The sequence below is a fragment of the Rhodopila sp. genome (assembly GCF_965276935.1).
GTDB lineage: Bacteria > Pseudomonadota > Alphaproteobacteria > Acetobacterales > Acetobacteraceae > Rhodopila.
The window spans coordinates 745,016-767,327 of the sequence record NZ_CBDIBS010000003.1; the positions used below are offsets into that span (position 1 = coordinate 745,016).

Annotated in this window: 20 protein-coding genes; 12 read left to right on the top strand and 8 right to left on the bottom strand. The window is 63.0% G+C overall.

Features of this window, described 5'->3' with window-relative positions; all coding sequences use genetic code 11:
* Positions 1-14 precede the first annotated feature (14 nt).
* Together ACQY4S_RS11265 and ACQY4S_RS11270 are read right to left on the bottom strand one after the other, a co-directional pair.
* Positions 15-2,813 carry a phosphoenolpyruvate carboxylase gene (locus ACQY4S_RS11265; RefSeq protein ID WP_428485293.1) on the bottom strand — a complete coding sequence of 933 codons (2,799 nt, stop codon included), beginning with the start codon at positions 2,811-2,813 and terminating at the stop codon, positions 15-17.
* 174 nt (positions 2,814-2,987) lie between these two features.
* Positions 2,988-3,410 carry a cupin domain-containing protein gene (locus ACQY4S_RS11270; RefSeq protein ID WP_428485294.1) on the bottom strand — a complete coding sequence of 141 codons (423 nt, stop codon included), beginning with the start codon at positions 3,408-3,410 and terminating at the stop codon, positions 2,988-2,990.
* 162 nt (positions 3,411-3,572) lie between these two features.
* Between ACQY4S_RS11270 and ACQY4S_RS11275 the strand changes: the two genes are divergently transcribed.
* The 6 genes from ACQY4S_RS11275 (at position 3,573) to ACQY4S_RS11300 (ending at position 9,353) form a co-directional block, all read left to right on the top strand.
* Complete coding sequence (locus ACQY4S_RS11275) at positions 3,573-4,349, top strand: ABC transporter ATP-binding protein (RefSeq protein ID WP_428486260.1); 777 nt, start codon at positions 3,573-3,575, stop codon at positions 4,347-4,349.
* Positions 4,350-4,369: 20 nt separating this feature from the next.
* On the top strand, positions 4,370-4,870 hold the full coding sequence (locus ACQY4S_RS11280; RefSeq protein WP_428485295.1) for an NMCC_0638 family (lipo)protein: 501 nt from the start codon (positions 4,370-4,372) through the stop codon (positions 4,868-4,870).
* Between the two features lie 229 nt (positions 4,871-5,099).
* Complete coding sequence (gene radA / locus ACQY4S_RS11285) at positions 5,100-6,497, top strand: DNA repair protein RadA (protein WP_428485296.1); 1,398 nt, start codon at positions 5,100-5,102, stop codon at positions 6,495-6,497.
* Positions 6,498-6,585: 88 nt separating this feature from the next.
* The gene (locus ACQY4S_RS11290; RefSeq protein ID WP_428485297.1) at positions 6,586-7,167 is read left to right on the top strand and encodes a CvpA family protein; all 582 of its coding nucleotides are present in this window, start codon (positions 6,586-6,588) and stop codon (positions 7,165-7,167) included.
* Positions 7,168-7,179: 12 nt separating this feature from the next.
* Positions 7,180-8,646, top strand: a complete 1,467-nt coding sequence (purF, locus tag ACQY4S_RS11295) for an amidophosphoribosyltransferase (RefSeq protein WP_428485298.1) — start codon at positions 7,180-7,182, stop codon at positions 8,644-8,646.
* Entirely contained in the window at positions 8,646-9,353 is a 708-nt protein-coding gene (locus ACQY4S_RS11300) for an SDR family NAD(P)-dependent oxidoreductase (RefSeq protein ID WP_428485299.1), read from the top strand. Before purF ends, ACQY4S_RS11300 begins: the two co-directional genes overlap by 1 nt.
* Positions 9,354-9,426: 73 nt before the next feature.
* Here the strand turns inward: ACQY4S_RS11300 and ACQY4S_RS11305 are convergent, their stop codons facing one another.
* The 4 genes from ACQY4S_RS11305 to ACQY4S_RS11320 all read right to left on the bottom strand — a co-directional run bounded on the left by ACQY4S_RS11305 (position 9,427) and on the right by ACQY4S_RS11320 (position 11,679).
* A complete protein-coding gene (locus ACQY4S_RS11305; RefSeq protein ID WP_428485300.1) occupies positions 9,427-9,681 on the bottom strand; it encodes a hypothetical protein in 255 nt (84 codons plus the stop codon).
* Positions 9,682-9,765: 84 nt separating this feature from the next.
* The gene (locus ACQY4S_RS11310) at positions 9,766-10,644 is read right to left on the bottom strand and encodes an IS982 family transposase (protein ID WP_428485301.1); all 879 of its coding nucleotides are present in this window, start codon (positions 10,642-10,644) and stop codon (positions 9,766-9,768) included.
* 89 nt (positions 10,645-10,733) lie between these two features.
* Positions 10,734-11,033, bottom strand: coding sequence for a hypothetical protein (locus ACQY4S_RS11315; protein ID WP_428485302.1), 300 nt, complete (start codon positions 11,031-11,033; stop codon positions 10,734-10,736).
* A 118-nt stretch (positions 11,034-11,151) separates the two neighbouring features.
* Positions 11,152-11,679 carry an MFS transporter gene (locus tag ACQY4S_RS11320; RefSeq protein ID WP_428485303.1) on the bottom strand — a complete coding sequence of 176 codons (528 nt, stop codon included), beginning with the start codon at positions 11,677-11,679 and terminating at the stop codon, positions 11,152-11,154.
* 954 nt (positions 11,680-12,633) lie between these two features.
* Between ACQY4S_RS11320 and ACQY4S_RS11325 the strand changes: the two genes are divergently transcribed.
* The 6 genes from ACQY4S_RS11325 to ACQY4S_RS11350 all read left to right on the top strand — a co-directional run bounded on the left by ACQY4S_RS11325 (position 12,634) and on the right by ACQY4S_RS11350 (position 19,562).
* On the top strand, positions 12,634-14,040 hold the full coding sequence (locus ACQY4S_RS11325) for a DUF1800 domain-containing protein (protein ID WP_428485304.1): 1,407 nt from the start codon (positions 12,634-12,636) through the stop codon (positions 14,038-14,040).
* Positions 14,041-14,077: 37 nt separating this feature from the next.
* Positions 14,078-15,208 (top strand): DUF1501 domain-containing protein, encoded by a 1,131-nt coding sequence (locus tag ACQY4S_RS11330; RefSeq protein ID WP_428485305.1) that lies wholly within the window; start codon positions 14,078-14,080, stop codon positions 15,206-15,208.
* A 94-nt stretch (positions 15,209-15,302) separates the two neighbouring features.
* Positions 15,303-16,403: an NHL repeat-containing protein gene (locus ACQY4S_RS11335; RefSeq protein ID WP_428485306.1), complete on the top strand. Its 1,101-nt coding sequence runs from the start codon at positions 15,303-15,305 to the stop codon at positions 16,401-16,403.
* A 623-nt stretch (positions 16,404-17,026) separates the two neighbouring features.
* A complete protein-coding gene (locus tag ACQY4S_RS11340) occupies positions 17,027-17,485 on the top strand; it encodes an OmpA family protein (protein ID WP_428485307.1) in 459 nt (152 codons plus the stop codon).
* The gene (locus tag ACQY4S_RS11345) at positions 17,485-18,399 is read left to right on the top strand and encodes a tetratricopeptide repeat protein (RefSeq protein ID WP_428485308.1); all 915 of its coding nucleotides are present in this window, start codon (positions 17,485-17,487) and stop codon (positions 18,397-18,399) included. Before ACQY4S_RS11340 ends, ACQY4S_RS11345 begins: the two co-directional genes overlap by 1 nt.
* A gap of 197 nt (positions 18,400-18,596) precedes the next feature.
* A complete protein-coding gene (locus ACQY4S_RS11350; protein ID WP_428485309.1) occupies positions 18,597-19,562 on the top strand; it encodes a TauD/TfdA dioxygenase family protein in 966 nt (321 codons plus the stop codon).
* A 236-nt stretch (positions 19,563-19,798) separates the two neighbouring features.
* On the opposite strand, the gene ACQY4S_RS11355 is transcribed toward ACQY4S_RS11350, so the two are convergent.
* Both ACQY4S_RS11355 and mltG read right to left on the bottom strand, forming a co-directional pair.
* On the bottom strand, positions 19,799-21,190 hold the full coding sequence (locus tag ACQY4S_RS11355) for an MFS transporter (RefSeq protein WP_428485310.1): 1,392 nt from the start codon (positions 21,188-21,190) through the stop codon (positions 19,799-19,801).
* Between the two features lie 132 nt (positions 21,191-21,322).
* Positions 21,323-22,306, bottom strand: coding sequence for an endolytic transglycosylase MltG (mltG, locus tag ACQY4S_RS11360; RefSeq protein WP_428485311.1), 984 nt, complete (start codon positions 22,304-22,306; stop codon positions 21,323-21,325).
* Between the last annotated feature and the right edge of the window lie 6 nt (positions 22,307-22,312).

Genomic DNA, 22,312 nt, shown 5'->3' on the forward strand with positions numbered 1-22,312 from the left:
TCGGCGCGCATCCCCTATCCAAACGCGCCAACCTCGTGCGTCACGGCGGCGGCGATCTCTCGTACCATTCCAAACAGCCGCCGGATCGGCGTGAAAATCTCCTCGTGCTCTCGCGAATAGGCGGCGGTGCGCCGCTTCGGCGCCGGCTCGCCGAAATCGCAACCGGCCGCGGGATCGCCGGCCAATGGAAAGATCTCCCCCAGAATGGCCAGCGCGGCATCGATATCCAGCCGCAGGATCGCCGCCTCCACTGCTTGACGGGTCATCGCGTGGCGTGGCGAGAAATCAGGAATTTCCGCCGCCAGCAGCCAGATCCGATGAATCAGCGCCAGGCGCAGCGCGTGAAGAAGAACCTCCCGGTTCGCCATGCGCGGCACGTCTTTCCAGGCGACGCGCAGCGCCAGGTGATCGGCGCTGATGCGGCGGAACATGGATTGCGCGGCGGCCCAGATGTCCAGCCGTTCCAGCGCCCTGGCGACCGAGACCAGCGCCTCCCGCCGTCCCGGCCGTTGTGTATGGGCAGCGCGGTCTAGCCAGGTGCCGGGGTCCAGCGAGGCGATCACCGCCCGCAGCACGTCGATATCGGAATGCGCCAGCGCGTGGCTCGCAAGGTCCATCGCGCGCTTGAACCGGCGGCTGCCCTGCCGCATGTCGGTAAAGGTTTCGGGATGCCGAGCGGCGGCGGCGCCGATGCCTTGCAGGGTGTTGGCGCACCAGCCGAGTTGTTGCAGGATGGCGTTGTTGGGAATCGCCCGCAGCTCCCGCGGGTGGCGGATCAGTGCCGCGCCGGCCATCGCATCCGACTGGCGCGCCGCCGGACGCGATCCGGTTCGATCCAGTAAAGACGGCCCATAGGCACCTAGCAGCGCGGCGTAGCCGGCGTCCTCCACCAGCCCCTCCATCCCGCTGCGAATGGTGGCGAAGAAATCCGCGGCGAAGTCCGGATCGGCGTAGACCGGGTCCTCGATTGGGCCGGCTGCCGGATGGTAGGTCTGTTCGGCGATCCGGGTGATCGTTGCCATCGCCAGTTCCGCTGTGCCGAACAGCAGATAGCCGTCGCCACCCTGAAACGCCGCTTCCTCCCGCACTTTCAGGCCAGCCTTGCTGAGTGCCTGGCGCGACGCCGTGGGGGACAGATACTTCAGCCGGTCGGCAAGTGATCCAGGATGCGCGCCGCGGCCGATGCTTTCGCCATGGGTGTCGAACAGGATCACCTCGACGCCGGTCACGCCGTGATGTTGCAGCACCTCACCAATCTTCAGCCGCAGCCGCTCGATCAGGTAGCTGGCCGCAAGCTGTCCCACGTAGCGGCCTGAGTCGGAATAGCCGAACTGCAGCGCGAGCTTGCCGGTTACCTTGAGGTAGTCGCGGAAGTGCGGACTGCGCAGCGCCTCGTCCAATACTGTTGCGCCTCGATCCAGCGCCTCGGCGGTTTCGAACAGCGGCGAGATCTCTATAGCGCGCTCGATGCCGAACAGACGGGCGAGCCAGAGCGCGGCCAGCAACGTGTAGCCGGTTTCGGTTTCCGCGATCAGGAAGCGAACCGGAACCGCGCCGTCGACGTGCTTGACGATCTGCGCGACCGTCATCATCAGCCTGGCGGCCGAGGCCTGCTCGCTGATCAAGGCGCCGAAATCCACCGGTTCCGGCTGCACGGTATCCAGCGCGGCATTGATGGCGGCGAACAGGGCGCGCCGGCGGGACGGATCTTCCGGCGCATCAACGATACCGAGGCGCTGGCGAACGACGTTGTGGATCTGCGCGGCGTTCAGCCGCGTGTGCATGTGCGCCAGCGCCATGCCGTGCGAGACCAGCCCCGCGCGAGCGACGGTCAGCGCCAGTTTGTCAGGGTGTTCGGCGCGAGCAATCGCGTCGCGGAACAGCGGCAGCAGCGGCGCGGGCGTGATCAGAGCGGTTTCCCGGCCGCCCACGAGGGCCTGGGCAAAAGCGGCGACCCGTGTCGGGTCCGGCTGGTCGGGGCAAAGCTCGATCTGCCGGTCCACCGCGTCCCGCGCCTGCCGGATGCGGTCTGTCAAGATATCGGCAGTCGGTGCTGTGCAGACCTGGGCATGCAAGCGCGCAAGCTGGAGGCGCTTCATCTCCAGCCGCAGCCGCAGTGTGTCCCACCAGCCAATATCGGTCCGCCCGTCGGTGTCGTAGCCGACCCAGGTGGACAGGATGACCGGCGCCGGTGTCAGTTCAGTCCAGCGATCAGGCCAGGCGCCGCGAGCAACGGAGATCAGCGCCGCGTTGAACCGGTCGATCGCGTCGCGACCATTGTCGATGGCGAAGGCGGCCTGGTCGAACTCGGCACGCAGGGTGATCGGCGGAGGCCGGTGCGACTCGAAGGCCTGCGACGGCCGTCCGCACGCCGCTTCAGCCAGTGCGCGGCTGACCGGCAGCGGCAGGGAGAACGTCGGATGCGCGGTGAAAACAGCGGCGAAACGGGTGCGTTCCGTCAGCGCACGGTATTCCGCCCAGCGTACTGGACTGTCGTCCGGGTCCGGGCGAAGCAGGTGCCGCGCCAGGCTGGTGAGGGTCGCGTCATTGGCGGCTATATCAAGGCTGCCGACATAGCCGCCGATACGGACGGCGCGATCGACAAAGGCGGCGTCGCGCAGGTGGCGGATCAAGGCGGCGATGTCGTCCTCGGTCAGCGTGCCGGTGTCCATCCGCCGCGTGATCGCCAGCGCAACCAGCAGCACGGGATTGCCAAATGGGTCTTCATCCGTCTTGGCGCCGAGGCGCTCGGTCAGGTCCAGGAGTTCCTGAGCTAACGCGGTGGATCGTGGTGCGGCTGGCACATCCGGCATGTGTCGAGCTTGGCGCTGTTTGTGCGATGCAGCAAGATCGCATCGAATGGATTATTCCCTGCCGCGTAATTAGGCAGCCTTGCAGAACCGACGAGCCAGGCGACCCGCGCCACGACATTCTGCTTATTCGGCATGCGCCTGCGAGACCGGCCGCTTCGCGGCCGGTTCGGATTGCTACGACAACCCAGCCGGCGGATCGCAAGCCACCGTCTTCATCTCCGCCGGGACCGAGACCTCTAGAAGTTCCAGCTCATCCGCCGTGCCGGTCTCGTTGTGCCGCATCCCGCCGGGGATCATCAGCGAGTCCCCGGGCATCAGCCGCACTTTGGTGCTGTCTTCAAATTCCAGGTCCACCCAACCCTTCAGCATATAGACGACCTGATGCTCACAGACGTGATAGTGCCAGCCGGTCGGCTTACCCAGTCCTTGCGTGGCGGAGGTCACCTGGACGCGAAGCTTTCCCCCGGTGGCCTCGGTGACCCCAAGATCACGATATTTGAAGAACGCCCGCCGTCCAGAAACGTAATTGGCGGCGTTCGCCGGTGCGTAGGCCAGCTTGCCGGTGGTCGTTCCGGTGGTCCCGACTGCATCGTTCATGTTAATTCTCCTGTTGGACGCAACGCGCCATCAGCTAAGACCGATCCGCTGCCGCCCGCAATCGCCGGTGCATTGTCAGTGCTGCTGACATCACACGGATGGTGCGACGTGCTGACGTCCGATGCCTTGCTCAAACCGCCCCGGCGCGGCATCTACACCGACATGAACGACCCCATTCCCAGACTTCGCATCCGCGGCCTGTACAAGCGGTTCGGCCCCAAGGTCGTGCTTGACGGCGTCAACCTGGACGTGATGCCAGCCACATCCATGGTGGTGATTGGCGGCTCGGGCTCCGGCAAGTCAGTGCTGCTGAAATGCATCCTGGGCCTGATCGAGCCGGATCACGGCGTCATCGAGATCGATGGCAAGAACATCCTGACGCTGCCGCGCAACGAGCGGGAACTGACCCGCGCCCGGATCGGAATGCTGTTTCAGGCCGGCGCGCTGTTCGACAGCCTGCCGGTGTGGGAAAATGTGGCATTTGGCCTGCTCGCTCGGCACAAGGCCAGCCGGGCGGATGCCCGCGCACGCGCCAACGACTTTCTCGGGCAGGTCGGCCTTGCCGCCACGGTCGGCGACCTGTCGCCCGCGGAACTGTCAGGCGGAATGCAAAAGCGTGTCGCGCTGGCGCGCGCCATTGCCTCGCAGCCCGACATCCTGTTCTTTGATGAGCCGACCACCGGCCTGGACCCGATCATGGGCGCGGTGATCGACGGGCTGATCGTCGACTGCGTCAAGCGGCTTGGCTCCACCGCAGTCGCCATCACCCATGACATGGCCAGTGCCCGCCGGATTGGCGACCAGGCGGCCATGCTGCTGAACGGCCGCATCATCTGGTCTGGACCTGCCGGGGATCTTATGAGCAGCGGCAGCAAGGAAGTCGACCAGTTCACGCACGGCCGCCGTGAAGGCCCGATCCAGATGGAACTCCGACGCTGATCCGTCGGTCGTGGCTGCTGGTGGCGGCGCTGCTGGTGGCGGCGCTGGTGGCACCGGCGACGGCTCACGCCGATGCGGCTCAGGAACTCGCTGGCCTGTTCATGCAGAGCTGCCTGCCCTACGCCGGCGATCCAGCCGGGCTGCGCGGCTGGGCCAAGCGGATTGGCCTGCCGCATGCCGCCGAACAAGCCCGCGTCGCTTTTCTGCATGGCGCACCCGGGGAGGTCTTCGACGGTTCGAATGCCGTCGGCAAGTTCGTGCTGGTGTCGTCCGATGACGGGATCTGCTCCGCCCTCACCGACCAGTCCACTCAGCAACCGGCGATCGACGCGCTGGAAACGGACCTGCGTCAGGGCGGCATCGCTTTCCGCCTGGTCATTGAACGGGACGACAAGAACATTCCGGCAATCCATGATCGCGAGTATCTTGCCACTAAAAACGGCCGAAGCTGGCGTATTCTGCTGGCGACGGTGAAAGGCGACAAAGGCGGCCAGGCGATGATCACGGGTGCGCCGGAGTGAGGTGAGGCAGCAAGGTCGGGGCGCTGCCCCGAGCCCCGCCAAGGGCGGATGCCCTTGGAACCCATCTAGGGTAAGCGGTTTGCGGGGAGGGGGCGACCGAGGTGTTGCAACGTCCGCGTAGCCCCCTCCCCGCAAACCACTTATGTAAGGGGATCAAAGGGGCGTCAGCCCTTTTGCGGGTCCGGGCAGCGCCCGGCCTTACTGTCTTCACCCCATTCCGGAGCAACCGGTGGCCAAAGCCGCATCCCGCTTCGTCTGCCAGTCCTGTGGCGCCGTGACCCTCAAGTGGTCCGGCCGCTGCGAAACCTGCGGCGAGTGGAACACGATCGAGGAAGAAACCATCATCCCCCGTCCTGGCCCCGCCGGCAAGGCCGCGCCCGGACGCAGCGTTACGTTTGTTGGTCTCGCCGGCAGCGCCGAACCGCCGCCGCGCGCCGCCATCGGTATCGCCGAACTGGACCGCGTGCTGGGGGGCGGCCTAGTGCCGTCGTCGGTGGTACTCGTCGGCGGCGATCCGGGCATCGGCAAATCCACCCTGCTGCTGCAGGCAGCGGCATGCCTCGCCCGCTCCGGCCGCCGCGTGCGGTATGTGACGGGCGAGGAGTCGATCGATCAGATCCGTCTGCGCGCGCGCCGCCTGGGCGTGGCGGATTCTGCGATCGAACTTGCCGCCGCGATCAATGTCCGCGACATCGCCGCCAGCCTGGAGCAGGCGAAGGACACCACGCTGGTGGTGATCGACTCGATCCAGACCATGTGGGTGGACGCCATCGAGAGCGCGCCCGGCACCGTCGCCCAGGTCCGCGCCAGCAGCTTCGAGCTGATCCGCTTGGCCAAGTCCGGCAATTTCTCATTGGTTCTGGTCGGCCACGTCACCAAGGACGGCGCGCTGGCCGGCCCGCGCGTGCTGGAGCACATGGTCGATGCCGTGCTGTATTTCGAAGGCGACCGCGGCCACCAGTTCCGCATCCTGCGCGCGGTGAAGAACCGTTTTGGCGCCACCGACGAGATCGGCGTGTTCGAGATGACGGATCTCGGTTTGGCCGAAGTGGCGAACCCCTCCGCCCTGTTCCTGGCCGAACGCCGCGGCAACATCGCCGGCAGCGCCGTTTTCGCCGGACTGGAGGGAACCCGGCCGGTACTGATGGAAGTACAGGCGTTGCTCGCCCCCAATCCCGGCGGCTCGCCGCGCCGGTCGGTCATCGGCTGGGACGGCGGCCGGCTGTCGATGCTGCTGGCGGTGCTGGAAACCCGCGCCGGCCTGCGGCTGAACCAGACTGATGTCTACCTGAATATCGCCGGTGGCCTTCGGGTCAGCGAACCCGCGGCCGATCTGGCCGTCGCCGCGGCCATCGCTTCCGCCGCGTTCGAAACCCCGACCAGTCCCGGCATGGTCTACTTTGGTGAAGTCGGCTTGTCTGGTGAGGTCCGTCAGGTTGCCCAGGCCGAGGCGCGCCTGAAGGAAGCCGCCAAGCTTGGTTTCGATGCGGCGACATTGCCCCGGCGGTTGGCGCATGGGAATCGCAAACTGGCCGCCCCCGATGGCCTGCATCTGGAGGAAATCGGTCACATTGCCGATCTGGTCGTACGATTTGCGCCCGAATCGCGTGGCAAGAAGGTTAGCTAGGCTTGGCGGCGGCTTGCGCCGCAACCATAAACCCAGCCTTCCGCAACCCCTTACTTGGAACACCGCTTACCTTGGCAGTGACGCTCGCATGACATGGGTTGATCTGGCGGTATTCGGGCTTTTGGGGATCTCAGGGCTGCTCGCCTTCGTGCGCGGGTTTGTGCGGGAAGTCCTCGGCATTGGCGCCTGGATCGGCGCCATCGCCGCCGGTGTCGCCGGCGTGCCGTTCATGCGCGGCTACGTGCGCGCCTGGCTGCAGGCGCCGGAGTGGATCAACCCTGCCAGCTTCTTCGTGGTGTTCGTGATCACCCTGATCATCCTGATGCTGACAGCCAGGGCCATCGGCAGCCTCGTGCGCGGCTCCGCGTTGGGTGGTGTTGACCGGACGTTGGGACTGGTATTCGGTCTGGGACGGGGTGCGGTGATTGTCATGATCGCCTATATCCTCGGCGGTATGGTATTTCCGATCGATCACTGGCCTGAAGCCGTGCTGAATGCCCGTACTCTCCCGCTGGCTTATCAGGGTGCGCGGCGGCTGCGAGACCAATTGCCCGAGAACTATCGTCCACGCATCTATGCACCGCCGGTTGGACGGGAAGCCACGGCGGACGATCTGCTGCGCGCCAGCCCGCAGGGGCGTGCGACCGGTAAGCCGCTCGCCAGGGATTAGGAGTTGTCACGCATGGCGTTTGACCAAGGCTGCGCCGAAGACGACTCGCTGCACGAGGAGTGCGGCGTTTTCGGCATCTGGAACGTGCCGGACGCCGCCGCCGTCACCGCACTCGGCCTGCACGCGCTGCAGCATCGCGGGCAGGAAGCCACCGGGATTGTCAGCTTTGACGGTGCGCGCTTTCACTCCCACCGCGGCATGGGCCTGGTTGGCGACAATTTCGGCGACCGGCGGGTGATCGACAAGCTGCCGGGGCGCATCGCCGTCGGCCACAACCGCTACGCCACGACGGGCGACACGATCCTTCGAAACGTACAGCCGCTATATGCGGATTTTGAGTTCGGCGGGTTCGCCGTGGCGCACAACGGCAACCTGACCAACGCGCATCTGTTGCACCGCGCCCTGGTCCGCCGCGGCTGCCTGTTTCAGTCCACCACGGACTCCGAGGTGTTTATCCACCTGATCGCCATCAGCCTGTATTCCACCGTCGTGGACAGGCTGATCGACGCGCTCAAGCAGGTGGTTGGCGCCTATTCCCTGGTAGCGCTATCGAACGAGGCGCTGATGGGCGTGCGTGACCCACTTGGCGTCCGCCCGCTGATCCTGGGCCGCATCGGGTCGGAAGGCACTGGCGGCTGGGTGCTGGCCAGCGAGAGCTGTGCACTGGATATCGTCGGCGCCAACTTCGTCCGCGATGTCGAACCGGGGGAGATCGTCGTCATCAACGACCAGGGCGTGCACAGCGTGAAGCCGTTTGGCCGGTCCCGCGAACGCTTCTGCGTCTTCGAATACATCTATTTCTCCCGTCCCGATTCGGTGGTCGAGAGCATGCCGGTCTACGACGCCCGCAAGCGCATCGGCGCGGAACTGGCGCGGGAGGCTGGCGTGCCCGCCGATGTGATCGTGCCGGTGCCGGATTCCGGTGTGCCAGCGGCCATGGGATACTCGACGCAGAGCGGCATCCCGTTCGAGCTGGGGATTATCCGCAACCACTACGTCGGCCGCACCTTCATCGAGCCGACCGACCATATCCGCAACCTGGGTGTAAAGTTGAAGCACTCGGCCAACCGCCCCGTGCTGGAGGACAGGCGGGTCGTGCTGGTGGACGATTCCATTGTCCGTGGCACCACCAGCAAGAAGATCGTTGAAATGGTTCGCCAGGCCGGCGCGCGGGAGGTGCATATGCGGATTTCCTCCCCGCCCACGACACATTCCTGCTTCTATGGGATCGACACGCCGGAGCGCGGCAAGCTGCTGGCGGCCCGCCACAGCGTGGACGAGATGGCTGATCTGATCGGCGCCGACAGCCTGGCATTTATCTCGATCGATGGGCTGTACCGCGCGCTGGGCAAGCCGGGTCGCGATCCGGACAAGCCGCATTACTGCGATGCCTGCTTTACCGGCGACTATCCTATTCCGCTGCCGGACCAGCAGGACAACGCCGAGAAGCAGCTCAGTCTGCTGACCATGAACGACTGATGGCCAGCCCGCTTGATGGCGCGGTTGCTCTGGTCACCGGTGCCAGCCGTGGCATTGGCGCGGCCGTGGCGGTGGAACTGGCCCGCCTTGGCGCCCATGTGGTTGCGACGGCGCGTACCCAGGGCGGCCTGGAGGAGACCGACGACGCGATCCGCGCCCTGGGCGGCGAGGCGACCCTGCTGCCGCTGGATCTGCGGGAGGGTGAGCAGCTCGACGCGATCGGTCCGACCCTGTTCCAGCGGTTCGGCCGGCTTGATATATTGGTGCACAATGCCGGGGCTTTGGGACGGCTGACCCCGGTGTCTCATATCCTGCCGGACGATTGGGCCGACGTTGTCGCGGTGAACCTGTCCGCGTCGTGGCGGCTGATCCGCACCTGCGACCCGTTGCTGCGTCAGGCGCTCTCGGGGCGAGCGGTATTTGTCACGGAAAGTCGGGCGCGGGAGCCTCGGGCTTATTGGGGCGCTGTGGGTTCCAGCAAGGCGGCGATGGAGCATCTGGTGCTGACATGGGCGCAGGAAATCGCCACCACTCGGCTCCGGGTGAACCTGTTCGATCCGGGGCCGGTGGCGACCCGGATGCGGTTAGCGGCGTTTCCGGGCGAGGATCGCACGACGCTGCCGCAACCCGAGGCGGTGGCACCGGCGCTTGCCGCGCTATGCCTGCCGTCGGAAGAGCGGCATGGTCTGCTTGTCGGAACGGCCTGAAGAAAGCATGCGCGATCTTGCTCCTTTTCAACAATTTCGACTTTTCATCGCTCGTGGGATTTCGTCACCAGGGTCAGCCAGGTCGCTTCTGGTCCGCCTCGATCCAGCCTGCGTATAAAGCCAAACCGACCAATCCGACGCTAAAATAAGCCAGGCCGCACGCCACGACGACTGGCACGACGCCGGCGAGACCGATCGCGCCTGGCGTCAGCAGCATGGCCAACAGGGTGCCGGCGCTGCTCATGGCCATGGTGGCTCGCATCCCGGCCGCCATGTCCATCGGACGCAGGCGGGTCTGGCGCAGGACCGCCAGCGGTATGTCCCTCATTGGTCCGCCGATCGCACCCACCGCCGCCGCCGCCACGAAGCCTGGCAGCAGCCAGCCTGGTGGCAGCAGGTTAGCTAACCCGAACTATGGATAAGCCTCGAGTTGTTTGCCAGCGAGGGAGATAGACGGTTTGCCGGGTCTGAAGGCGTAAGCAACCAGGCAGGAGAGGACATGAATCATGGCGTTCACCGGGGACCTGTGGCGTGAATGCTCCAGGCGCATGTCGGATTTGAGGATACCGAGGACGGTCTCGATGACGAAGCGTTTGCGCAGCATGATTTTGTCGGCCATGGGCATGAGATAATTTTTCATGTTGCGGCGGATGCCGGTGATGAGATGCAGGCCGCGCTGCCAGAGTGTCTTAAACAGTTCGTGGCCGATATAGCCCTTGTCGGCATAGAGCTTGCCCGTCAGGTGCCTGATCATCTCATCCAGCACGGTGCTGTCGGCGGTGTGGCCTGGGGTAATTTTCAAGGCCACGATCTGGCCTTTATGGTTGATGACGAAGTGCAGCTTGAGCCCGAAAAACCACCCCATGCTGGTCTTGCCGCGGGCTGCCAGGCCCTCGAACACCTTGTGACGGTGAATGCGGCGATTGTGACAGACGGCGAGCTTGGTTGAGTCGGCGAAGTAGATGCCGGTCTGCGCGCCGCCCAGGCTGTGCAGCAGGACCATCAGCGGCGCGAATAGCCGCGGCATCAAGCTGACGAAACGATCATAATTTGGGATCTCGCCAAAGCAGCTGCGATACTCATGCCCAATCCCATACAGGTAGAACGCCTTGAAATGCTTGAATGGCGAGAGGTGAAACAGCACCATGATGAACAGCATCCCGGCGCGCGACAGCTTGCCTGGGCGCTGTCTTGTTCTCTGCAAAGGGATGAGCCGATGCGCCTCCCAATCTTCAAACACCTTGCAGAAGTCGTCGAGACAGCAATACAGCGCCGTGATATCGATGGCCATTGAGGGGGCTCTCCAGAACCGGGTTTGACGATCAGTCTTCGCAAACCGATGCTGTCAAAGCCTTGGTTCTTTGGGAATCCCCTCAACCCTTATCCATAGTTCGGGTTAGCTAGCCCCACCAGCGCCAGCCCAGTCCCAAGCAGCAGGTCGCCGGCAAACATCTGCAACTGCGGCCGGACGGAGAGCGGGCGGCTGCCAAAGATCATGGTTGCGACAAGGTTGGTGCAGCCATAGGCGGAAAGCACCAAGCCATAATTGGACAATCCGCTTGCCATCGTCGGATGCTGAGCAATCATCAGCGGCAGACCAAGGAAGAAGACCGCATACCATGTACCATTGAGCAGGCCAGCCGTCGCAAGGACGTAACCAAGCAGCGGATGCGCGGCCATCGCACGAACACTGCGGATGATGCCGGCCCAGGTGGTCTCTGGTTCGCGCCGAGGTGCTGCGCGATGAACCGCAGACATGCGCGTGATCAGCAGGACTGCCGTGGCTGAAGCCAGAAAGCTAAAGGGCGTCCAGCGTGAGGAAATGCACCAGTGGAATGGTGCCAGCGAGCAGCGCCACCAGGCTAGGACCCAGCAGCCGAGCGCTGCGATTGGTCGCGTCCAGCAGGCCGTTGGCAGCCGGGAGCAGAGACGCATCGTCAACCATGGAGGGCAGCACCGACTGGAGGGCCGGCTGGAACACTGCCTGTCCGACCGCCAGAACGACGACCGCGGCCACCAGTTCGACAACGCTCGGCCCGCCCGTCGCCAGCCAGACGGCGACCACCAGCACAGCGAAGCGCGCCAAGTCCGCTTCGATCAAAGCAAGTTGCTGGTCCCTCCGATCCGCCCATCGTCCAATCCCAAGAACGGCGAGAAGGACAACGAGCGCCTGCAAGGCGGAAAGATAACCTGCCTCGGACCCAAGCACGCCAACCGCGATCCAGGTCAGCGCGACGGCGTAAAGCTGGTCGCCGAGGGCGGACAACGAAAGCCCGCCCCAGAGCAGCGCGAGCGGGACACTCCGCAACAGGTAGAAAATGCGCACGGGCTAGATCTTTGCGAATCGTTCGCAATACCATGCCACTGTTTGCCGGCCGCGCCAATGCTTTGGCGAGACACGGGCGTGGATGGTGGCTATCGCCGGGCTGTGCGGGTCGAGGGCGTCCTGCCTTTCTATATTTCACCGCCGCGGGCGGCTGGTGCCGGGGGTCATTCGCGTCAGTGGCACTTCGATGGGCTCGCGGCACGCCGAACGGAGCATATTGCTGCTGAAGCAAATCTATCGGGCGCAGCATGAAAAATGAACGCATCGAGCCAGAGGACCAAGCTTCAAGCTGATTTCCGTGCACATCAAGGGCAACTTTTGATACTTGTTCGATACGACATGGCATTTCATATGCTGGCCAATCAAGGCTGAAGGTCCGGAAACGCGTCACGGTCCTTGACAGCATGGGAGGTTTCCTTTTCCCTTACCTCCGAGCTGCTGATCTGAGTGTCGGTCCAGGGCATTTGATAGCGATGGGCCGGTGCAAGGGACGATGGAATCCTCGGCGCTGAAAAGGAGGCAGCGCCACCGCGATACGCGGGTCCCGCTGCAAGTGTTCCGTTATGCAACGGCAAGAAGATCCGCTGGACTGAAACGTTAGGCTTCTTGGACAGAGATCCAGATGCAAGATCGTTGTTCCATCAGCCGCGCCTGATACGATGGCAGGAAAACCGTGCAAAGGTGCAGCGCAACCTCGCAATCAGAGTGTTGCTATGCCAACCAAAGTAATTCTTGAATTTTATCGCCACTGATTGCGGCATCGCCGGCAACATCTGGCGCAGATAAGAGCATCTACTCCGGCTTGATCCTTGCCGATACTTCTGCCTGGTGCGACGCCTTGCCTCTTAGTTGCTGGTGTTCATAGTTCCAGCGCAACTCGCCGCCGACATTCCTGGTTCCGATCACCAAGACATTCCTGATCGACGCCGACCTATCACTAAGAAGGGGAAAAAAATGCCATATCATGACGATATCGCCTTGATGGCCCATCTGATGCGGCGCGCGGGCTTCGGCGCATCTCGCGATGAACTTGAAGCGCGTGTGGCCAAAGGCTACGAGGCAACAGTCGAGGAATTGCTGCATCCCGAAGCGCTGCCACCGGTCGATCCATACGAGCTGTTGCGCTATCAGCCGGCGGCCTTGCTGCCCGGCGGGCAGCCGCCGATGGGTAACGTGAACTACATGTATTACCTGGTGAGCACCAAGCGGCCGCTTGAAGAGAAGATGGGGCTGTTCTGGCATCATGTGTTCGCCACCGGCAACTCAAAGGTCGACAACTACGATCAGTTGCTGGAACAGATCGAGATGTTCCGCAACGACGGCATGGGCAACTACCGTGACCTTCTGCTGAAGATCGCGAAGAACCCAACGATGATCTTCTGGCTGGACAACAACCAGAACCACGGGACGGCGGTCAACGAGAACTGGGGCCGCGAACTGCTTGAACTGTTCAGCCTGGGGGCGGGCAACTATACGGAGACGGACGTCCGTGAGGCGTCACGGGCGTTTACCGGCTGGACCTTCGAGACCAAGATCCCGCGCCTGCCGTATGGGCGGTTTCCCTGGAAGTTCGAATATCGTCCGGAAGATCACGACGATGGACCAAAGGAATTCCTTGGCCACCGCGGCCATCTGAACGGCGAAGACATCATCGACATCATCGTGCAGCAGCCGGCCTGCGCCCGCTTTATCTGCCGTCATCTCTACAATTTCTTCGTCGCCGATGAGCCCCAGGTGCCCGCATGGTCGCTGGAGGAACCGCGTGATCCCGCGGCACTCGACGCCCTGGCGACAGCGTTCCGCGAGTCGAACTACGAACTCCGGCCGGTCCTGCGCCTGCTGTTCAACTCCGACTTCTTCAAGAACGCGCGTTACAAGCATCTGAAGTCTCCGGGTGAGGTCGTCGTCGGCACCTTGCGCCTGGTCGGTGGGTATGAACTGCCGAAGCCCGGCTATGGCGAGCTGTCGATGCAGCCGTCCTACATGGGACAGGATCTGCTCAATCCGCCATCGGTGGAAGGCTGGCACACCGGCCAGGAATGGATCAACAGCGGCTCCCTGATGGCACGGATCAACTTCGTCGCCGACCAGCTCGGCAACCAGTCCTTGCCGGGCGTGCGCGCCATCATTGGTCGGCTGAAGGCCAAGGGCACACTCAATCCGGATCAACTGGTCACCGAATGTCTCGATCTGCTTGGCCCGGTGGAGGTCAATGCCGCCACACGGCAGGAGCTGGTCGATCAAGCCGGCGAGTGGGGTCAGATAAGCTGGGACAGTGATCAGAATGCACGGACCGCCGCGCAGCGCGCAACCGAGATGATGCAGTTGATCGCGGCGACACGAGAATATCAGTTCGCCTAATATACGTTTAATCCAACACAACAAGGAAGTATTCGCAATGGCGGCAAAGCAGAAGGACCCGGTACTGGTGGTGGTGCAGCTTACCGGCGGGAACGATTACCTGAACACGGTGATCCCATACAATAATCCGCTGTATCAGGATAACCGAAAGGCTGTCGGCATAAAGGAAGCCGATATCCTGGCATTCGACAACGAGTACGGCTTCCCGAAGTATCTCGCGCCGATGAAGAAGATCTGGGATGAAGGCAAGCTCGCCATCATGCATGGCGTCGGCTACCTCGACTCACCCCGCTCGCATTTCCGGTCCATGGACATTTGGCACACCTGTGAGCCGGACAAGGTCGGGACCGAGGGCTGGCTCGGCCGCGTGATCCGTGAATTCGACCCGAACAAGGAGAACGTGATCACCGCTGTCAGCTTCGGACCCTGCCTGTTTCGGGCCTTGGCGGTTCCCGGGGTTCCCGTCGCGTGCGTGGCCGGTGCGTTGGAGAACTACGGCTTCCTGCCAAACATCCAGGAGCCGACGCAGCGCCAGCAGGTGCTGGACCGTTTCTCCCGCATGTATCAGCCCATCGAGGGCAGCGGCGTGATGGAGTATCTCGGCACCACCGGTCTCGATTCGCTGAAGGGCGCGGATATCCTGAAGGTCGCGCCGTCGATATATAGCTCGACGGTGAAGTATCCCGACACCGCGATCGCCAGCAAGCTGCGGGGTATCGCGCAAGTGCATCTGGCTGGCCTGGGCACCCGCATCTTCTACGCCGACCATGGCAGCTTCGACAGCCACGCTGGGCAGAACCCCCTGCACGCCAAGCTTTGGACCGACGTGTCGGAGGGTCTGGACGCGTTCATGACCGACCTTCGGCAGCATGATGCGGCTGACAATGTCATCGTCCTGATGTTCTCGGAGTTCGGCCGCCGGGTGCGCGACAACGGCTCCGGTACCGATCATGGGGCGGCTGGCGCGACCTTTGTGTTCGGTGACAAGGTCAAGGGCGGTCACTATGGTGAATATCCGTCGCTTGCAGCCGAACGCCTGGTGCAGGGCGACCTGAACCCGAGCATGGACTTTCGCGGTATCTACTCGACTATCCTGGACAAGTGGCTGAAGGTGAACCCGATCCCGATCGTCAACGGCACCTACGAACAGTCCGCCTTCCTGAACTAGCCGAACCGATCACGGCATCTCCCTCGGTCCCTTGGCAGGGGAACGAGGGAGGCAGGCGTAAACTCAACAAACAGCGTATGATAGGAGGGGAACCATGCCGCTTACGACGGTTGCGAACGGAAGGACCTATGACTGGAGCCACGCCGTGGGGCGTGCCGCGGCCACTGGCACGGGATTCAATTATCCGCAGACGATGTGCCTAGGCAACGACGGCGACATCTTTGTCGCCAACCGCGGCAACGAGAACAACTTTGGCCAGCGGGTGAACAGGGTGAAGCTGGGTGCGCCGGGCGACGAGGAGCTGGTGGCTGAATTCTTCGAATGGGGCGAGGGAGAAGGACGTTCGACCTGGCCGTTTGGCGTCGCGGTCGACAGTGCCAACACGGTCTATGTCTCGGATGAATGGACCAATACGATCTCGGTGTTTCGCGGTAACGGCACGTTCGTGCGCAACTGGGGGAAGACCGGCAGTGGCGACGGCGAACTGCTGCGGCCGGCGGGCTTGATCTGCGACAAGGACGACAACCTCATTGTCGTCGACAGCGGGAACAACCGGCTTCAGGTGTTCACCGGCGAGGGAAAGTTCATCACCAAGTATGGCACCGCCGGCAGCGGAGACGGCGAGTTCAATCAGCCATGGGGCATCACCCTCGATACAAGTGGCAACATGTACGTGGCGGACTGGAAGAATCATCGGATCCAGAAACTTTCTCCCGACGGAGAATTCCTGATGAAGATCGGCGAATATGGGAAAGTTTCCGGATCGCCTGATGCGTTCGCCGTGACCTACCTTGGGCCGTATGTCTCAAGCACGCTGGCGGCGGAGTATCCCAAGGCGGGGCTGCTCAATCATCCGACCGACGTCGCGGTGGACAGCGATGGGGACATTTATGTTGCCGACTGGGGCAACCATCGGATCAGCATCTTCGATCAACAGGGGCGGCCGCTGACCAATCTGCTGGGTGATGCCCAGGTCATGTCGAAGTGGGGTCAGCAAAGCATCGACGCCAATCCGGACATGATGAAGGCGTTGCGCCGGGTCAGGAACCTGGAGCCGCAATGGCGCTTCTGCTTTCCGACAGCGGTGGAGTTCAATCCGAAGACCGACGAAATCATTGTCGCCGACAGCCAGCGCAACCGCCTGCAAATCTACCGCAAGGTGCGCAACTACGTCGATTTCCAGGCGAATTTATAGCCCGCGGCAAATCCGTTCCGTCCTGTCTTCCAGCTTGGCTGCGTTGAGGGAAGGCAGGACGCCGCCGCGAGATCGCAGCACAGGCCGCACCGTGCCACGCAGCCAGGCGGAACAGCAGCGGCTGGCATTGATTTGGTATCGTCACGGTTCTTGCACCTGCCCAGGGGCGCTTTCTTCTACTCAGGCGGCGAATTTCTTAGCAGGGCCGGTAAGTGGAAACATTGGTGGAATAAAGCCACGACCGGTTTGCTTTATTGTTCGCGCCGGCGCGTCATGCATCCCCATTTGCCATGAACAAGATGGCATGCGCTTCGGTGACCATCCACAGCCACTTTGAGACAGATTGTCGGTCGGCAAAGGTCTGACGAGCGAGGTTACCACCTCAGGTTGTGAAACCGCTGGCCGTGCATCATTGCAATGATGCCAAAAGGCGGCCCTATCAGTCGGTGCCACGATTACCTCCGCTGTGGTGGGATGACGGCGGCTCCTCGGTTTGAGCAGGATTGACTATTTCAAATTGACGTGGGGGCGGCCAAACCGGCTTTCATGGTTGGTGTCCTGTGCGATAGTAAAATCACTAGTCGACTTTGGTCAGGAGGCGATACATGCTCAGCCGCTTATGCTTGCTCACCGCAACCGTGGTGATCGCTAGCGCGACAGCCACATTGGCTCAAGGCCCACAAGCTTCATCTTCCACCCCGGCCCCATCTTCCACCCCGGCCGCATATTCCGCCCCGGCCGCAACATCGGCGGCCGACTCCCTGTCGGTCTATTTCAATTCGGGCAGCGCGACCCTGTCAGCCGAGGCGCAAAGCGTTCTGGATAAGGCGGCAAAAACCTACAGGGACGGTAAACCAATCATCATGGTCGTCAGTGGCGGCTCTGACTCCACCGGATTACCCGCGGCCAACCTCCACCTGTCGCAAGTTCGGGCGGACAACGTCGTGCAAGGCCTCGTTGCCCGCGGCATACCTGTGGAGCATTTCCAGATCCTCGCCAAAGGCGAGACAGAACCGCCCGTGCCGGCCCCGGACGGAAAAGCGGAGGCTCGCAACCGGCGGGTGGAGATAAGCTGGCGCTGATGGCGCGGAGGTTATGCCGCCTCGCGTTCAGCGCATGCCTTGCCGCGCTTTCATCGACAGCAGCCGGCGCTGCAACACCCGAGGATGCTCGGCGTGACTACGATGCCGGGCGTTTCACCGACGCCATGGGTATCTGGGCACAACTCAGTGCCCAGGGAAATGCCGAGGCCGAGTTCGGTCTGGGCTTGCTTTATGACCTAGGCAACGGCACGCCAGAGAATCCTGCGAGTGCGTTTGCTTGGTACAAACTGGCGGCGCAGGCTGGTGTAGCCGCGGCTCAATTCAACGTCGGCGCTATGTATGATGCCGGTCGCGGCGTTGCGCGGAGCAGTGAGCGCGCCGCCTTGTGGTACGCGCAGGCCGCCGCGCGCGGCCATCATCGAGCGCAATTCGCGCTGGGTCTGCTCTATGAGCAAGGCGACGGCGTTCCGCGGAATCCTGATGCTGCCGCGGCCTGGTTCCAGGCCGCGGTAGATGGTGGCGTGTCAGCCGCTGGAGCCCGTCTGAAGGCTCTGAAAGCTGCGTCTTCGCGTAGTGCCCAGGGCGCACTATTGCGAACCGATCAGATCACCGGCGTGGTGCTGGCGTGGCCGGTTGTAAACGCGAGCCTGACGCTCGCGGGAGATAAGACAGTGGCGCTGGTATGGGTCGCGCCTCGCGAACCGAAACCGGCCCACTACGAGGTTAAGGTCCAGGAAATGAGCAGCCCCACGCCAAGGCTTGTCTTCCAGGCATCGGTCATCGAGACCGCCGCGCTGGTCCAGTTGCCGTCCAATGCCGCCCATTACACGTGGAAGGTCGAGACCGTCATGCCGAATGGCTTCCGCGTTGCCAGCGACTGGCGCGCTTTCTCGGTCGGACTGGAGCCACGCTTGGGACAGTCGATGACATCCCTGCCTGATGAGAGTCGCTAAAAGTCTGAACGCCTCAGCGCGCCTTGGCGCGCCGGGTTGACGTGCGGACAGCGGCGGATACGCTCGGGATCAAATCCATGCGCGCAATGCCGGACAGGTGATCTTTGAGCAGCCCCTTCAAACTCTCCACGCCGTTGCCAGGCAGCAATTTTGGCGGTCGCCTATCGCTTCCTGGAGCGGCCGGTAGTTACCCGTTCGTGCGGTCCGCGGAACGCGATCCCGAAGCGTTGCCAGATGCGCTTGCAGCGTGCGGAGGCCTTCTGCTGGTTCAGGGCATGGGAGCCATGGCTGATGAGCCGGACCTGCTGCTGCGCCTGAGCCGCGTCTTTGGCCCGGAGGTGGAAAATTATCGACAGACCCTGACGCCATTGAACATGGTGCATGAAACCGTTCCGGAGATTTTTGTTGTCTCCAATACGCCGCCGGTGCTGCGTCAGCCGCCGCGCCGGCCCGACCCGCCGTTCACCGCCGATGGAAAGCTGCCTGTTCAGTTTCCCCATCGCAGGGGCTGGCACACCGACCAGAGCTATCGCCGGCCGCCGCCGGATATTTCCCTGTTTTTCGCGGTCATTCCGGTTGCGAAGGACCAGGGGCAGACGCTCTTTGCCGACGGCGCCGCCGCGTATGATGCGCTGACACCGGAGTTGAAAGCGCGTGTCGACGGCTTGGAGGGCATCCACGTCTCATCCGGCGCCGGACGCACCAGAGACGCGGTGCTCGCCAACGAGCCACCGCGTGACCTGCTGGCGCATCAGCGCCCGCAACGTCAGCCCGTTGTGCGCGTTCATCCGGTGACCGGACGGCAAGCGCTATACCTGTGCGAGTTCGGCCAGATGGACTGGCTGGACGGTCCCTTCGCCGGCATGCAGTCCGGTCCCGACGGTGACGGCGCGGACCTGCTGTTCACCCTGATGACACACCTGACGCGCCCAGAGTTCGTCTATGTGCATGAATGGACAGAGGGCGATCTGATCATATGGGACAACCGATGCCTCGTACATGCCGCGACTTGGTTTGATGCCGCCACACAGACGCGGCTGATGTGGCGCACCACCGTCAGCGGCAATCCCGGCGCCGCCTACGCCGGAGAGCGAAAAAGCTGGATTGCCGACCCGGTGCCGGAGCAAGGAGCGGAGGGCGAAACGGTTCACGGATCGGCATGATCGTCGTAGGCCGTATGGTCGATAGCATGATTGCCGGAGGCTGACCGGTTAGAAGGCGTGAATTACGTGCTTGAACAGAGAGTTAGACCACGATTGGACACCAGCGAGGATGCAACCTCAAACGATCATGGTCTAGAGCGTGATCGCCTGAGGCTGACCCAGCCAGAAGGCGTGAATCACGCGATCAAACAATGAGTTAAAGCGCGATTCGTGGGTCAATCTAAACCAATCGCGCTTTAAGCCGAGATATGCTCCAGGATCGCTCGTCGCTGATCTATTCCCCAAACCGCGATCATGACGGCGGGCACGACAGCGCCTGGAATCATGACGTAGACGAACCAGCCGGCGTGCCCGAACGCCGCGGTCGCGGTAAACAGCCAGCCCGCCACGATGGGTCCGAACACTGCGCCTAGATGACCAACGCCATCGGTCAGGCCGGTGCCGGTCGCACGCAACCGGGTCGGGTAGCTGGCAGCGGTATAGTTGTACATGCTGAACAGCCACACTTCCGTCGCGCCCCACGACAGCGTTACCAGAATGTAGGACGCGATGACGGTATGGACAAAATACAGCACCGCCAGCATCGCCGCGGTCAGAATGGCGCTGAAGAGAATAATCATCCGGCGCTCCACCGCCTCCCCCAGCAAGGCGCAGATCGCTAGGCCGCCGCCGCCGCCAAGTGTGGAAGACACCAGGATCACGCCGAAAGCCTGATCCGCATCCAGGCCGAAACCGCGCAGCATCAAGGTTTCGTAGCCACCGAAACCATAAATCATGCCGCTGTAGCCCAGGATCCAGGCCACCAGCAGAAGCATGCTGCGCCGTCCATACACGCCCTGAAACAACTCCCGCATTGGCACATGCCGCCCGGCCGTCACGGCATATTTCTCATAATGCGGCTGCGGCAGGCTACTCAGGCGGCTGCGCCGTAGACATTCCTGTTCCAATGCGATTGTCACCCGCTCCGCTTCCTCGTGCCGGCCGTGCGACTCCAGCCAGCGTGGTGACTCCGGCATGACCCAGGCCAACGGCACGAGCACGACCATTGAAACGATGCAATAGAAGTTGATGAAAAGCTCGTAGTGGTTCGGGATCCACAGGATTGCCGGGATATTGCCGAGCAGGCCATAGACCGCGACGGCCAGGACCTGGGAGCCCAGCATCACGCGGCCACGGTGTTGCGGTGGGATGAATTCACCCATGTAGACGACATTCGTGGACAAGACGCCGCCTAGGCCAATAGCGGACAAGCCAAAGAATATCATCAGCAAGGTGAAATTGTTGGTCAGAGCGGTTGGCCACATCAGCAGCGCGATTGTCAGGGTTGAGATCAGCAGCGCAAGCCGCCTGCCCCACCGATCCGCGACGATCCCGATCAGATACTCCCCGATCAGGATGCCGACGCCAAACTGCATCGCCAGCAGCAAGGAAAACGCGGTCATGCCAAAGGCATGCTGGGGCAGCCACACATAAGGATAAACCTTGGCCGGGATGCCATCCGCCGCGATGATCACGCCCCAGAAGACCTGACTGATCAACGCAAGCCGCCACTGCGCCCAGGTCAATGGCAAGCGGTCGATCCGCGCCGCGATCCGTCCTGTTCCGGCTGCCTTGGGGTCCGTGGTCATGGGCGGATACTCCGCTTCTTGTATTTCTCTAAAGTGAAACGGGTAGGTAAATTGAAAGTTCCAATTCGGAGTAGGCCGGGACCAGCGATGTGACGTCGCCAAATAACGGCAGGATGAAAGGCAACGCCCTTTTCAATCCGGCCTTGCATGCGGCGCCGATGGAGCCAGTGCCCGCCAATGCGCCACCGCGGCGGCGTGCGCCTCCAGACCATGGGAGAAAACGTGTCCGCCGGTGCCGTCAGCGACTAGGAACAGATCATCACTCGCCGCCGGATGCACCACCGCGTTCAGGCTCTCCAGGCTTGGTGAGCAGATCGGCCCGGGCGGCAGTCCCCTGCTGCGATACGTATTGAACGGATCATCCCGCCCCAGTTCGGTCTTGGTCAAAGGACGATCCAGCACCCCGGCGCCGCCGCTGGCGAGATAGACAACCGTCGGATCGGCCTGCAGCTTCATTCCCTGTCGCAGTCGGTTCAGATAAACCGCCGCGACATGCGGGCGTTCCTCCGGCTTGGCCGTTTCCCGCTCAACAATGCTGGCGAGGATCAGCGCATCGCGCGAACTGGCCAACGGCAGACCAGCGGCGCGGCCGGCCCAGACGGCGGCGAGATCCTTGTCCATCGCCGCTGTCGCCCGGGCGATAATCGCGCTACGTGCCGTACCGTATTCATAGTCGTAGGTCTGCGGCAAGACGCTGCCTTCCTCGATCGATCCGACCGCGCCGGTCGCCGCCTCGGCCTGCGCCAGCACGCCCTCGATCTGCCGCGCGGTCAGTCCCTCGGCGATGGTGACGTGATGTTCGACGGGACGTGCGGTCCGGAGGATGGCCAGTACCTGATCAATCGAGGCATGAGCGGGAAATTCGAGCTCCGCCGCATGCAGGGCGCCATTGGCCTGGGTCAGCCAAGCCGCGGCCCGGAACATGATCGGACGCGCGATCAGCCCATCGGCAGCAAGGTCGGCGGCGAGTTTGGCAGTACCACCATGCGGCACGATAATGGCACGCGCCTCGGCCAGCGGGCCGGACTGGCGCAACGCGGTTTTCCACCATGACACACCGACGCCGGCTCCCATTGCCAGCACGACCAATGCACAAAGGAAAAACCAACGTTTCATCCGCAG